General features: G+C 72.7%; 13 protein-coding genes and 2 pseudogenes. 9 read left to right on the top strand and 6 right to left on the bottom strand.

The window, feature by feature from the left end; all coding sequences use genetic code 11:
* Positions 1 to 52: 52 nt before the first annotated feature.
* On the top strand, positions 53 to 1,651 hold the full coding sequence (locus BJF80_RS12485) for an ABC-F family ATP-binding cassette domain-containing protein (protein WP_075814076.1): 1,599 nt from the start codon (positions 53 to 55) through the stop codon (positions 1,649 to 1,651).
* 24 nt (positions 1,652 to 1,675) lie between these two features.
* Entirely contained in the window at positions 1,676 to 3,541 is a 1,866-nt protein-coding gene (locus tag BJF80_RS12490) for an ABC transporter ATP-binding protein (protein WP_075814078.1), read from the top strand.
* 15 nt (positions 3,542 to 3,556) lie between these two features.
* Here BJF80_RS12490 and BJF80_RS21625 read toward each other — a convergent pair.
* The 3 genes and pseudogenes from BJF80_RS21625 to BJF80_RS12505 form a co-directional block, all read right to left on the bottom strand.
* Positions 3,557 to 4,362: pseudogene (locus BJF80_RS21625) on the bottom strand (SURF1 family cytochrome oxidase biogenesis protein).
* Position 4,363: 1 nt separating this feature from the next.
* A complete protein-coding gene (locus tag BJF80_RS12500) occupies positions 4,364 to 4,588 on the bottom strand; it encodes a hypothetical protein (protein WP_075814080.1) in 225 nt (74 codons plus the stop codon).
* Positions 4,585 to 4,992 carry a DUF3099 domain-containing protein gene (locus tag BJF80_RS12505; protein WP_075814082.1) on the bottom strand — a complete coding sequence of 136 codons (408 nt, stop codon included), beginning with the start codon at positions 4,990 to 4,992 and terminating at the stop codon, positions 4,585 to 4,587. The genes BJF80_RS12500 and BJF80_RS12505 overlap by 4 nt, the downstream gene beginning before the upstream one ends.
* Before the next feature lie 28 nt (positions 4,993 to 5,020).
* Between BJF80_RS12505 and fabG the strand changes: the two are divergent.
* Both fabG and fabI read left to right on the top strand, forming a co-directional pair.
* Positions 5,021 to 5,757: pseudogene (gene fabG / locus BJF80_RS12510) on the top strand (3-oxoacyl-ACP reductase FabG).
* 88 nt (positions 5,758 to 5,845) lie between these two features.
* Positions 5,846 to 6,601 carry an enoyl-ACP reductase FabI gene (gene fabI, locus BJF80_RS12515; RefSeq protein ID WP_075814084.1) on the top strand — a complete coding sequence of 252 codons (756 nt, stop codon included), beginning with the start codon at positions 5,846 to 5,848 and terminating at the stop codon, positions 6,599 to 6,601.
* Between the two features lie 6 nt (positions 6,602 to 6,607).
* On the opposite strand, the gene glgC is transcribed toward fabI, so the two are convergent.
* Positions 6,608 to 7,864, bottom strand: coding sequence for a glucose-1-phosphate adenylyltransferase (gene glgC / locus BJF80_RS12520; RefSeq protein ID WP_022924020.1), 1,257 nt, complete (start codon positions 7,862 to 7,864; stop codon positions 6,608 to 6,610).
* A gap of 64 nt (positions 7,865 to 7,928) precedes the next feature.
* On the opposite strand from glgC, the gene glgA reads away from it, so the two are divergent.
* Positions 7,929 to 9,176 (top strand): glycogen synthase, encoded by a 1,248-nt coding sequence (glgA, locus tag BJF80_RS12525; RefSeq protein WP_075814086.1) that lies wholly within the window; start codon positions 7,929 to 7,931, stop codon positions 9,174 to 9,176.
* A 50-nt stretch (positions 9,177 to 9,226) separates the two neighbouring features.
* Positions 9,227 to 9,613, top strand: coding sequence for a four-helix bundle copper-binding protein (locus tag BJF80_RS12530; protein WP_075814088.1), 387 nt, complete (start codon positions 9,227 to 9,229; stop codon positions 9,611 to 9,613).
* 17 nt (positions 9,614 to 9,630) lie between these two features.
* Here the strand turns inward: BJF80_RS12530 and BJF80_RS12535 are convergent, their stop codons facing one another.
* Positions 9,631 to 10,395 (bottom strand): Rv1486c family protein, encoded by a 765-nt coding sequence (locus tag BJF80_RS12535; RefSeq protein ID WP_022924017.1) that lies wholly within the window; start codon positions 10,393 to 10,395, stop codon positions 9,631 to 9,633.
* 44 nt (positions 10,396 to 10,439) lie between these two features.
* Here BJF80_RS12535 and BJF80_RS12540 point away from each other — a divergent pair, with 44 nt between their 5' ends.
* From BJF80_RS12540 to BJF80_RS12550, 3 genes are read left to right on the top strand one after another with little or no spacing between them, the layout of a single operon-like run.
* Positions 10,440 to 11,273 carry an ABC transporter ATP-binding protein gene (locus tag BJF80_RS12540; RefSeq protein ID WP_075814090.1) on the top strand — a complete coding sequence of 278 codons (834 nt, stop codon included), beginning with the start codon at positions 10,440 to 10,442 and terminating at the stop codon, positions 11,271 to 11,273.
* Complete coding sequence (locus tag BJF80_RS12545) at positions 11,270 to 12,034, top strand: sulfite exporter TauE/SafE family protein (RefSeq protein ID WP_075814092.1); 765 nt, start codon at positions 11,270 to 11,272, stop codon at positions 12,032 to 12,034. Before BJF80_RS12540 ends, BJF80_RS12545 begins: the two co-directional genes overlap by 4 nt.
* 5 nt (positions 12,035 to 12,039) lie before the next feature.
* Positions 12,040 to 12,885 (top strand): TrmH family RNA methyltransferase, encoded by an 846-nt coding sequence (locus BJF80_RS12550; RefSeq protein ID WP_075814094.1) that lies wholly within the window; start codon positions 12,040 to 12,042, stop codon positions 12,883 to 12,885.
* Between the two features lie 57 nt (positions 12,886 to 12,942).
* Here BJF80_RS12550 and BJF80_RS12555 read toward each other — a convergent pair whose 3' ends face one another.
* Complete coding sequence (locus tag BJF80_RS12555; RefSeq protein WP_075814096.1) at positions 12,943 to 13,191, bottom strand: hypothetical protein; 249 nt, start codon at positions 13,189 to 13,191, stop codon at positions 12,943 to 12,945.
* Positions 13,192 to 13,205: the final 14 nt, after the last annotated feature.

The following is a 13,205-nucleotide window of genomic DNA, read 5'->3' on the forward strand; positions in this document are numbered from 1 at the left end:
GTTCCCTGCAGCGCCCGTCGTCGTGCTGCCGTCCGCCCGTGGAGGAGTGCCCGTGATCAGCGCCGCCGGTGTCGAGATCCGTGTCGGCTCCCGCCTCCTCATGGAGGACGTGACCTTCCGTGTCGGGGCCGGGGACCGCGTCGGCCTGGTCGGGCGCAACGGCGCCGGCAAGACGACGCTGACCCGGATGCTCTCGGGGGAGGGGCAGCCTGCCGCGGGCACCATCACGAGCACCGGCGAGATCGGCTACCTCCCGCAGGATCCACGCACCGGCGACCTGGAGGTGCTGGGGCGCGACCGGATCCTGTCGGCCCGCGGCCTGGACGAGGTCATCCGCGGGCTGCGCGCCGCCGAGGAGACGATGGCCAGCGCCGAGGAGGAGGCACGCGACCGGGCGATGGCGCGGTATACCCGTCTCGAGGCCGAGTTCACCTCCCGCGGGGGGTATGCCGCCGAGTCCGAGGCGGCGTCGATCGCGAGCAGCCTGGGGCTGCCGGACCGGGTCCTTGGGCAGCCGCTGGCCACGCTCTCCGGCGGACAGCGGCGGCGTATCGAGCTGGCCCGCATCCTCTTCTCCGGCGCCGACACCCTGCTGCTCGACGAGCCGACGAACCACCTCGACGCCGACTCCGTCGTCTGGCTGCGCGAGCACCTCAAGGCGCACACCGGCGGGCTCATGGTGATCTCGCACGACGTCGAGCTCATCGAGACCGTCGTCAACAAGGTCTTCTACCTCGACGCCAACCGACAGGTGATGGACGTCTACAACATGGGCTGGAAGGCCTACCTCGCCCAGCGCGAGGCCGACGAGCGACGACGGCACCGGGAGCGCGCCAACACCGAGAAGAAGGCCGCCGCGCTGCTTGCGCAGGCGGACAAGATGCGGGCCAAGGCCACCAAGGCCGTCGCGGCGCAGAACATGGCGCGCCGCGCCGAGCGGATGATGGCCGGGCTCGAGGGGGAGCGGCAGGCCGACCGGGTCGCCAAGCTGCGCTTCCCGACGCCGGCCTCCTGCGGCCGCACCCCGCTCACCGCGCAGGGCCTGTCCCGCTCCTACGGAAGCCTGGAGATCTTCACCGACGTCGACCTCGCCGTCGACCGCGGCTCCAAGGTCGTCGTGCTGGGCCTCAACGGCGCCGGCAAGACCACGCTGCTCCGGCTCCTGGCGGGCATCGACGCCCCGGACACGGGGGCGGTCGAGCCGGGGCACGGGCTCAAGATCGGCTACTACGCCCAGGAGCACGAGACGCTCGACGTGCGGCGCACGGTGCTGGAGAACATGAAGTCGGCGGCGCCCGACCTGGACGAGACCGAGACCCGCAAGGTCCTGGGCTCCTTCCTCTTCTCCGGCGACGACGTCGACAAGCCGGCCGGCGTGCTCTCCGGCGGCGAGAAGACCCGGCTCGCGCTGGCCATCCTCGTCGTCTCGGCCGCCAACGTGCTGCTCCTGGACGAGCCCACCAACAACCTCGACCCTGCCTCGCGGGAAGAGGTCCTCGCCGCGCTGCGTTCCTACCAAGGTGCCGTGGTCCTCGTCAGTCACGACGAGGGCGCGGTGCAGGCGCTCGAACCGGAGCGGGTCCTGCTGCTCCCGGACGGGGTGGAGGACCTCTGGGGGCGCGACTACGAGGAACTCATCGCCCTGGCCTGAGGGCGGGTCAGGAGACCACCACCGATGACCGTCGGCCTGCGCGGAGGCACCTTCCGCAGCTTCGCCAAGGACCAGTCCGTCAAGAACCACCGGATCGGCCGCGACACCGCACGCCGCGTCGCCGGCTACGGCCGCCCGTTCCTGGGCAGGATCGTGGTCTACCTGCTGCTGACCGTGCTCGCCGGCGGCCTGGTCACGGTCGTCCCGCTGCTGCTGGGCCGGATCATCGACCAGGGTGTCGAGGTGGGGGACCGCGACGTCGTGGTCCGGCTCGCGTTGCTCGTCGCCGGGCTCGCCGTCGTCGAGGCGGTCGTGACGGTGGTCATCCGGTGGTTCGGCTCGCGGATCGGCGAGGGGCTGATCTACAACCTGCGCCGCGAGGTCTTCGCGCACGTGCTGCGCCAGCCGATCGCCTTCTTCACCCGCGCGCAGACCGGCGCCCTCGTCTCCCGGCTCAACAGCGACGTCATCGGGGCGCAGACGGCCTTCACCTCGATCCTGTCCGGCTTCGTCTCCAGCCTGGTGCAGCTCGCGCTCATCCTCGTCGCGCTGTTCTCGATGAGCTGGCAGATCACGCTGCTCGCGCTGCTGCTCGTGCCGGTCTTCCTCGTCCCGGCGCGCTTCATGGGCGCGCGCCTCTCCGCGCTCACCCGCAGGCAGATGGCGCTCAACGCGGACATGCAGGCACGGATGACCGAGCGCTTCAACGTCGGGGGGGCGCTGCTGGTGCGCCTCTTCGGCCGCCCGGCCACCGAGGACGAGGAGTATGCCGAGCGCGCCGCCGGGGTGCGCGACTCCGGCGTGTCGATCGCCGTCAACCGGGTCTTCTTCACGGCGGCGCTCGGCCTCGTGGCGGCGCTGGCGACGGCGCTGGTCTACGGGCTCGGCGGGCTCATGACCATCGCCGGCCAGCTGACCACCGGCACCCTGGTCGCGATGTCCGTGCTCCTCACCCGGATGTACGGCCCGCTCACGTCGCTGTCGAACGTGCGGGTGGACATCATGACCGCGCTGGTCAGCTTCGAGCGGATCTTCGAGGTCCTCGACCTGCGCCCCCTGGTGCGGGAGGCCGAGAAACCCGTCGCCATCCCCGCCGGCCCGGTCGGCATCGAGCTGTCCGGCGTCGGCTTCTCCTACCCCGAGGCGGAGGAGGTCTCGATCGCCTCGCTGGAGCAGCGGCCGGAGGCGGAGACCCACGACGGCGACGGGCATACCGTGCTCCGCGGGATCGACGCGACGATCCCCGCCGGGTCGATGGTCGCCCTCGTCGGACCCTCCGGCGCGGGCAAGACGACCCTGACCACCCTGGTCACCCGCCTCTACGACCCCACCGCGGGCAGCGTGCGCATCGGCGGCGTGGACCTGCGCGAGGTCTCCTTCGACTCGCTGCGGGACACGGTCGGGGTCGTCACCCAGGAGGCGCACATGTTCAACGACACGGTGCGCGCCAACCTGCGCTACGCCCGCCCGGAGGCCTCCGAGACGCAGATCTGGCACGCGCTGGAGGGTGCCCGCATCGCCGACCTCGTGCGCCGGCTGCCGGACGGGCTGGACACCGTGGTCGGGGACCGCGGGCACCGGCTCTCCGGGGGTGAGAAGCAGCGCCTCGCCATCGCCCGGCTGCTGCTGAAGTCGCCGGCGGTGGTCGTGCTCGACGAGGCCACCGCCCACCTCGACAGCGAGTCGGAGGCCGCGGTGCAGCGGGCGCTGGACGAGGCGCTGCACGGGCGCACCTCGGTCGTCGTCGCGCACCGGCTGTCCACGGTGCGGGACGCCGACCTCATCCTCGTCCTGGAGGACGGCCAGGTGGTGCAGCGGGGCACCCACGAGCAGCTGCTCGCCGAGGGTGGGCTGTATGCCGCGCTCCACCGCACGCAGTTCCGGACCTGAGTCGCTGCCGTCGCCTCAGGCGTCCTCCTCGTCCCAGATCCGGACCTTCTTCTCCCGGCGGCCACGTGCCTGGGTGGTCGTCGTCGCGCTCCGGGTCACGAGTCCCTCGTCCTGCGCCTGCCGACGTGCCATGACGAGGACGAGGATCAGCCCGACGGGGACCGTGAGCCACCACTGCAGGGCGTAGGCCAGGTGGGCGCCGAGGCCGGTGTCGGGGGCCTCGAGCTGCTCCGGCCGCGTCGTGGCGGGCGGCTCCTCGGACTCCAGCACGAGGTAGGCGCCGCGCGGCTCCAGGCCGGTGGCCTCGGCCAGCCCGTCGAGCGTGACCGAGCCGAGCTGCCCGGCCACCGGGTCCAGGCCCAGGTCGGGCTCGGACGGCAGCAGCCAGCCGGTCACGCTCACCTCACCGGCAGGCGCCTCCGGGACGTCCGGGAGCTGGGCGGCGGTGTCAGCGTTGGGCACCCAGCCGCGGTCCACCGCCAGCACCGTGCCGTCGTCCAGCCGCAGCGGCACCAGCACCTCGTAGCCGTAGACGCCTGGTGCGGCCGGTTGCGGACCAGGTGCTGCTCGTCGGACAGGTAGGTCCCGGTGGCGCTGACCCGGGTCCAGCGCTGCCCGGCCCCGAGGTCGGAGCCCCCGGGGAGCACCGCGTCCACCGGTGCCGGGTCGCCGCCGTAGTTGGCCTCGACCACGGCACGTCGCTCGACCTTGCTCTCGTGCCGCTGCCACTGCCAGGCGCCGAGGCCGGCGGTGACGACCCCGAAGACGACGGCGAGGACGAGATAGCCGAGCCAGCGCGGCCGGCGCAGGACCTGCCACACCTCAGCCGTCCGCCTCGGTCAGCTCCTCGACCCCCACGACCTCGAGGAGGAAGCCGCGCACCTGGACGAAGTCGCGCAGGTGCTCCCGGTGGTCCTCGCAGGCGAGCCACACCTTGCGCCGGTCCGGCGCGTGCAGCCGCGGGTTGCGCCACACGACCGCGTGCGCGGCGACACGACGGCACGCCTTGGCGCTGCAGACGAGCTGGCCGGTGGCCGCCCCCGTCACGGCGCGTCGGCGTCGGTGCGGGTATGCCTGCTGCTGAGCACCTCGCCGGTCAGCACGGTGTCGGCGCTCCCGGGCCGCGGTGCGGGCCGCGTCGGTGGGGCGTCCAGGCCCCGGGTGGGGGAGCGCGGCGCCTCGCCGGGTGCGCGTCGCTGGTCGACCGCGTTGGCGAGCATGACGGCGAAGGCGGGGATGAGGGCGGCGAGGGCCACGGCCACCCAGGCGATGGCATACCGCTCGGTCATGAAGGCCCACACCGCCACCGGGAAGGACGCCGTGCGCACCCCCATCGCCAGGAGGTACTGCCACATCCGGCGCCGCCGGTCCTCCTCCACCGACCGCCTCGCGGCGGTCACCGCCTGGGCGGGACGCCGCGCCTTGCCGGTCGTGGTCGAGGTGCTGGGCACCCCTCCAGGATACGGCTACGGTGGCTCCGTGACGAATCACAGCGACACCCCCGACACCACCCCGTCAGCCGTGCTCGTGACCGGCGGCAACCGCGGCATCGGCCTGGCCATCGCCCGGGCCTTCGCCGACGCCGGCGACGACGTCGTCATCACCCACCGCAGCGGTGAGCCGCCCGAGGGGCTGCGGGGCGTGCGCTGCGACGTCACCGACTCCGCGAGCGTCGACGAGGCCTTCAGCGAGGCCGAGGAGCTGCTCGGGCGGCCGGTGGACGTGCTCGTGGCCAACGCCGGCATCACCAAGGACACCCTGCTCATGCGGATGAGCGACGAGGAGTTCGACGCGGTTATCGACACCAATCTCGCCGGGGCCTTCCGGTGCGCCCGACGCGCCTCCAAGGGCATGATCCGCGCGCGGGCGGGCCGCATCATCCTCATCTCCTCGGTCGTCGGCCTCTACGGCTCGCCCGGGCAGACCAACTACGCCGCGTCCAAGTCCGCCCTCGTCGGGCTGGCCCGTTCCATCACCCGCGAGCTGGGCGGTCGCGGCATCACCGCCAACGTCGTCGCCCCGGGCTTCATCGAGACCGAGATGACCGAGCAGCTCCCCGAGGACCGGCGCAAGACCTACCTGGCGGGCATACCCTCCGGGCGCTTCGCCACGCCGCAGGAGGTCGCCGGCGTGGTGCGCTTCCTCGCCGGACCGGACGCGGCCTACATCTCCGGCGCGTCATCCCGGTCGACGGCGGGCTGGGCATGGGGCACTGAGGCGAGGGTCCGTGGCCGGGCGTGATCGTGGGCCGGGCCGCAGCGCGTCGCGACTGCCGCCGCGTCAGGACGGACTAGAGTTCCCCTCATGCTCCTCGAGGGAAAGAAGCTCCTGATCACCGGTGTCCTCATGGACACCTCCATCGCCTTCCACGTGGCCCGGCTGGCCCAGGAGCAAGGTGCCGAGGTGGTGCTGACCTCCTTCGGTCGGACCATGCGGATCACCCAGACCATCGCCCGGCGGCTCCCGCAGCCGGCGCCGGTCATCGAGCTGGACGTGCAGGACACCGAGCACCTGGACTCCCTCGCCGAGCGGGTCGGCGAGCACGTGGACCGCCTCGACGGGGTGCTGCACTCGATCGGCTTCGCCCCGCAGGGCGCCTTCGACTTCCTCGGCGCGCGGTGGGAGGACGTGGCGACGGCGATGCAGGTCAGCGCCTACTCGCTCAAGGCTCTGGCGGTGGCCGCGCTGCCGCGGATGAGTGCGGGCGGCAGCGTCGTCGGGCTGACCTTCGACGCGCAGTACGCCTGGCCCGTCTACGACTGGATGGGAGTCTCCAAGGCGGCCTTCGAGGCGACGAGCCGCTACCTCGCCCGCGACCTCGGGCCGAAGGGCATCCGCTCCAACCTCGTGTCGGCCGGACCGATCTCGACCACGGCGGCCAAGTCGATCCCGGAGTTCGACCAGTTCGCGAGGTGGAGCGAGCACTCGCCGCTCGGGTGGGACGTCAAGGACCCGGTGCCCGCGGCGCAGGCGTGCGTGGCGCTGCTGTCCGACTGGTTCCCGGCGACCACCGGCGAGATCGTGCACGTCGACGGAGGCTTCCACGCCACCGGTTTCTGAGGCGGGCTACCCGGGGACGACGGTCCCCTTGCCGACGACCACGAGCCCGGAGTCGGTGACCGTGAAGCCGCGCTCCCGGTCGTGGTCGTGGTCGACACCGATGTGCACCCCGGCGGGCACCTGAACACCCTTGTCGATGATCGCGCGGTGGATTTGGCAGGAGCGGCCGATCCCGACCTTGTCCATGAGCACCGAGCCGGTGACGTGGCTGAAGCTGTGGGCCATGACGCCGGGCGAGAGCACCGAGTCGGTGACCGTGGCCCCGGAGATCACGCATCCGGGGGAGACCGCGGAGTTTAGCGCGTGCCCGACCCGGTCGCCGGACCCGTGCACGAACTTCGCCGGCGGCTGCGGGCCGTAGTTGGTGTAGATCGGCCAGGCGTCGTTGTAGAGGTTGAAGACGGGGTGCACGGACACGAGGTCCATGTGCGCGTCGTAGTAGGAGTCGATGGTGCCGACGTCGCGCCAGTAACCGCGGTCCCGGTCGGTGGCCCCGGCGATCTCGTTGTCCTTGAAGTCGTAGACCCAGGCGTCGCCCTTCTTGACGAAGGCCGGGACGATGTCGCCGCCCATGTCGTGCTTGGAGTCCTCGTTCAGCGCGTCCACCCGCACGGCCGCCTCCAACGCCTCGGCGGTGAAGACGTAGTTGCCCATGGAGGCCAGCACCTCGTCGGGGGCGTCCGGCAGCCCCTGCGGGTCGGTCGGCTTCTCGAGGAACTCGCGGATCTGCCTCGGGTCCTCCGGCTTGACGTCGATGACCCCGAACTGGTCGGCCAGCCCGATCGGCTGCCGGATCGCCGCCACCGTGCACGCCGCACCGGTCTCCACGTGCTGCTCCACCATCTGGGCGAAGTCCATGCGGTAGACGTGGTCCGCCCCGACGACGACGACGATGTCGGGACGCTCGTCGTGCACGAGGTTGAGGCTCTGGTAGATCGCGTCCGCCGACCCGGCGAACCAGCTCTTGCCGAGCCGCTGCTGCGCGGGCACCGGCGCCACGTAGTTGCCCAGCAGGGTCGACATCCGCCACGTCTTGGTGACGTGCGCGTCCAGGCTGTGCGACTTGTACTGCGTCAGCACGACCACCTTGAGGTACCCGGAGTTGACGATGTTGGACAGGGCGAAGTCGATGAGCCGGTAGATCCCCCCGAACGGGACCGCCGGCTTGGCCCGGTCGGCGGTGAGCGGCATGAGCCGCTTGCCCTCCCCCCCGGCCAGGACGATCGCGAGAACCTTCAGCCGTGTGCCTCGTTGCGCTGCCATGGCACCAACCTAGACGCACCGTCAACCTGTGGCGAGGGGAGGGAGCAGCGGATACGTTGGGAGCGTGCGCATCGACATCCTGACCCGCGAGTACCCACCCAACGTCTACGGCGGCGCCGGCGTGCACGTCGCGGAGCTGACCCGCGCGCTGCGGGCCCTGAACGGGGTGGAGGTGCAGGTCAGAGCGTTCGACGAGCCGGCCGACGAGCCCGGCACCACGGGGTATGCCGTGCCCGAGGACCTCGCCGACGCCAACGGGGCGCTGCGCACCCTCGGGGTCGACCTCCTCATGGCCCGCGACGTCGCGGACGGGGGAGCCGACCTGGTCCACAGCCACACGTGGTACGCCAACATGGGTGGTCACCTCGGTGCTGCGCTCGCGGAGGTCCCGCACGTCGTCAGCGCGCACAGCCTGGAGCCGCTGCGCCCCTGGAAGGCCGAGCAGCTCGGCGGGGGGTATGCCGTCTCCTCCATGGCGGAGAAGGTCTCCTACGAGGGTGCCGCCGGGATCATCGCCGTCTCCGCAGGGATGCGTCGGGACATCCTGGCGGCCTACCCGGACGTGGACCCGGCCACGGTGCACGTCGTGCACAACGGCATCGACGCCGAGCTGTGGCAGCGGGACACCAGCGAGCAGGCCGCGGACTTCGTGCGCTCGCAGGGGATCGACCCGGAGGCCCGGAGCGTGGTCTTCCTGGGCCGGATCACCCGGCAGAAGGGTCTGCCCTTCCTGCTCAAGGCCCTGCGGGCGCTCGACGACGACGTCCAGGTGGTCTTGCTCGCGGGCGCGCCCGACACCGAGGAGATCAAGGCCGAGGTGATCGAGCTCGTGGACCAGCTGCGCGACGAGCGCGGCGAGGGCGCGGCCCCGGTGGTGTGGATCGACGACATGCTGCCCCGGCACAAGGTCATCGCCGTGCTGTCGCACGCGACCGTCTTCGTCTGTCCCTCGGTCTACGAGCCGCTCGGCATCGTCAACCTCGAGGCGATGGCCTGCGGCGCCTCGGTCGTGGCGACCGCGACCGGCGGCATACCGGAGGTCGTGCTGGACGGTGAGACCGGCTGGCTGGTGCCGATCGAGCAGGTCCAGGACGGCACCGGCACCCCGGTCGACGAGGAGGCCTTCGTCGCCGACCTGGGGCGCGCCCTGGTGCAGGCGTGCTCGAACCCGCAGGAGGCGCAACGGCGCGGCGAGGCCGGTCGGGCCAGGGCGGTCGAGCAGTTCTCCTGGACGACCGTGGCGCAGCGGACGGTCGAGGTCTACCGGGCGGTCCTGGAGGGTCGCTCTCCCGACCTGCCCGAGCTCGGCTGAGGATCCCGCTTCGGCGCGCGGAGGGCCAGGCCCGGGCATACCGTCGGGGCATGAGCGACATCTTGAGCAGCCACCCCTCGCGGGACACCTTCGACCAGCCGCAGCTGCGGGCCGCGATCGACGCGGCGTCGGCGTGCGCCTCGACCTGCGCCACCTGCGCCGACGCGTGCCTGCACGGCGACGACCCGGGCGGCATGGCGCGCTGCATCGACCGGTGCAACCAGTGCGCCTCGATCTGCCGGGCCGCCGCCGACGTCATGTCCCGGCCGGGCCCCAACGGTGACAGCTGGGAGGAGGTTGTGCGGGCCTGCATCGCGGTCTGCCGCGAGTGCGCCGACGAGTGCGGCAGCCACGACATGGACCACTGCGCGGCGTGCGCCCGGGCCTGCCGAGACTGCGCGGACGCCTGCGAGACGCTGCTCGCCGTCGCCGACTGAGGGCGGGCCCCGCCGGCTCAGCGCCAGCCGGCGAGGTGCAGCACCGCGGTGTTGGTTGCGTCGGCGAGCGAGGTCGCGGCCTGCGCGTGCAGCCGGCGGAGGGTCTGCCCACGTGCGCTGGTGGTCGCGAGGTCGACCGACTCCAGGTCGGGGTCCAGGCCGGCCTCGGTGAGCCGCAGGACGGTCGCCGCCAGCCCGATGAGCCGTTCCGCACGACCCGGCAGGCCGGGGGGCAGGCCCCAACGATCGGCGTCGGCGAGGGCCCGGAGACGGTCCAGGGCGCGGTCGGCGGCCGCACCGAAGGGCGCACCACCGGTGGCGGCGAGGGTCTGCGTGTGCGCGGCGAGCTCGGTGCGCAGCGACAGCTCGAGCTGGCCGAGGTCCAGCGCCTCGACCCGGTGCGTCGGGTAGGGGTCGGCCCCGTGCAGCTCGAAGCGGACCGCCCAGCCCTGGTCGCCCTCCGGGCCGAACCGCTCGAAGTCGGGCACGAGCGCGCCCCCGAGGCCGGGGATGAAGACGCACTCCCGGGCGGCGCTGGCCGCGGCGTGCAGGTCGCCGGTGGCGGACGGCATACCCGAGAGGTCCCCGGGCCGGGGCAGGGCGACGAGGACGGCGCGCTCGCCGAGGCTCTGCCACATCGCCAGCGGCTCAGCCAGACCCTCGACGTGGTCGAGGTCCGGCAGCGCTCGCGGAGCCACGCCGGAGACGTCGATCCGGCCCGCGTAGGCGGCGGTCGCCCACAGGGCGACGCGCACACTGGCCGGGAGCTCGTGGTCGGGCATGGGGGCGATGGTAGGTGCCGGTACGCCGACTAGAGTGGGCGGCCATGAGCGACGTCCTCGAATTCGCCGGCGTGGGTGTCCGCCGTGGGACCACGGACCTGCTGAGCGAGGTCGACTGGTCGGTCGAGGAGGGGGAGCGGTGGGTCGTCATCGGACCCAACGGGGCCGGCAAGACGACCCTGCTGCAGCTGGCCTCCGGCCGGATGCACCCGACGACCGGTGTCGCGGGCGTCCTCGGTGAGGTGCTCGGTGCGGTCGACGTCTTCGAGCTGCGGCCCCGGATCGGGGTGTCGAGCGCGGCGGTGGCCGACCGGATCCCGGCCGAGGAGCGGGTGAGCGACGTCGTGCTCACCGCCGCCTACGGGGTGGTCGGCCGGTGGCGCGAGCAGTACGACGAGACCGACGACGAGCGCGCGGGTGAGCTGCTCGACGCGCTCGGGGTCGCGCACCTCGCGCCGCGGCGCTTCGGCACCCTCTCCGAGGGGGAGCGGAAGCGGGTGCAGATCGCCCGGGCGCTCATGACCGACCCCGAGCTCATGCTGCTCGACGAGCCCGCCGCCGGCCTGGACCTGCGCGGCCGGGAGGATCTCGTCGGGCGGCTGAGCGTGCTCGCGCAGGACCTCGACGCGCCGGCGCTGGTGCTCGTCACGCACCACGTCGAGGAGATCCCGCCCGGCTTCACCGACATCCTCATGCTGCGCGAGGGGCGGGTCGTGGCGGCCGGCCCCATCGAGCTCACCCTCACCGCGGAGAACCTCTCGGAGACCTTCGGGCTGCCGCTGGTGGTGGACCGGCACGGGGACCGCTGGGCGGCGCGCGCCGCCGCACCGGCCGGGGAACCTGCGTCGGACGTCGCAGACCGCGACGGGCAGCGGTGAGCGTCCTCGAGGTCGCGGCGATCATCCTCGCCGGCCTCGCGGCCGGGACCATCAACACCATCGTCGGGTCCGGCACGCTCGTGACCTTCCCCACCCTGCTGCTCTTCGGCTACCCGCCCGTGACCGCCAACGTGTCGAACTCGCTCGGGCTCGTCCCCGGCGGGCTCACCGGGACATGGGGCTACCGACACGAGCTGCGGAGCCTGGGGCCCATGCTGCGTCGGCTCGGGCCCGCGAGCCTGCTGGGCTCGGTCATCGGCGCGCTGCTGCTCCTCTGGCTCCCCCCGGCCGCCTTCGAGGCGATCGTGCCGGCGCTCATCCTGCTGGCCCTGCTCCTCGTGGTCTTCGGCCCACGGCTGCAGCGGTGGGCCGCCCGGCAGCACGCCGACCGGATCACGCCGGGGCGCTGGGTCGCCCTGCTGCTGGGGATTCTGCTCGCCGGGGTCTACGGCGGCTACTTCGGCGCGGCGCAGGGTGTCCTACTCCTGGGCATCATGAGCATCCTGCTGCCGCTGGGGCTGCAGCAGATCAACGGGATCAAGAACGTCCTCGCCACGATCGCCAACCTCGTCGCCGCGCTGGTCTTCCTCGTCGTCGCACCCGAGCTCGTCGACTGGGTGGTGGTGCTGCTCATCAGCATCGGCTCGCTGCTGGGCGGGGTCGTCGGCGCCCGGGTCGGTCGCCGGATGCCGCCCGCGCTGCTGCGGGCGGTCATCGTCGTCATCGGCTCCGTCGCGATCGTCAACCTGCTGGTGACGTGAGCGGCGTGACGGATGAGCGCCCCGTCCCCGAGGGCGTCACCTGGATCGACGACCCGCGCGACCCGCGGGTGCGGGACTACTTCCAGCTCACCGATGTCGCGCTGCGGCGGGTGCTCGAACCCGCCGAGGGTCTCTACCTCGCCGAGTCCGAGAAGGTCATCCGGCGCGCCCTCGCCGCCGGCCACCGTATGCGCTCGCTGCTGCTCACCCCTCGCTGGGCCGCCGACCTGACCGAGCTGGTGCAGCCGGCGCTCGCGGCGGGCATACCGGTCCACGTCGGGACCGCCTCGGTGATCGAGGAGATGACCGGCTTCCACCTGCACCGGGGCGCGATCGCCGCCATGCACCGGCCCGAGCTCCCGGAGATCTCCGACGTGGTGCACGACGCACAGCGGGTCGCGGTCCTGGAGGACGTCGTGGACCACACCAACGTCGGCGCGGCCTTCCGCTCCGCGGCGGCGCTCGGGGTGGACGCGGTGCTGGTGACCCCGCGCTGCGCCGACCCGCTCTACCGGCGCGCGGTGCGGGTGTCGATGGGCACCGTCTTCCAGGTGCCGTGGACCCGGATCGATCCCTGGCCCGGGGGAGTGGCCACGCTGCGCGAGCTCGGCTTCACCGTCGCCGCCCTGGCGCTCGCCGACGACGCGGTGAGCCTGGACGAGCTCGAGGCTGACCCGCCCGACCGCCTCGCCCTCGTGCTCGGCACGGAGGGCGACGGCCTGTCACCGCGGACGGTGGAGAGCGCGGACCTGACCGTGCGCATCCCCATGGGTGGTGGGGTCGACAGCCTCAACGTGGCGGCCGCCTCCGCCGTGGCCTTCTGGGCGGTGCGGGACCGGGGGAGGTCATGAGCCGGCTGCTGGGCAGCTTCGCCGAGGGCGGCGAGGAGTACGAGCGGCTGCGCAGCGTCAGCGTGAGGCCCATCCCGAACATGATGAGGCCGAGCAGCGGCGTGATGAGGCCCGCGCCGCCGGAGACCGGCCGGCGACGGCATACCCGATGAACCCGGCGAGCAGGACCAGCAGCGGGAACAGGGTGACCGCGCGGTAGGCGCTGCGGTCCTCCGTCGTGGTGGCGGTGGTGGGCTGCGACGTGGTGCTCAGCCCCTCACCACGACGGAGCGTCCCGTGGGAGTCGTGACCGTTCACGACTTCCACGGGACGCAGGTGTC

Source organism: Serinicoccus sp. CUA-874 (assembly GCF_001942225.1).
Taxonomy (GTDB): domain Bacteria; phylum Actinomycetota; class Actinomycetes; order Actinomycetales; family Dermatophilaceae; genus Ornithinicoccus; species Ornithinicoccus marinus.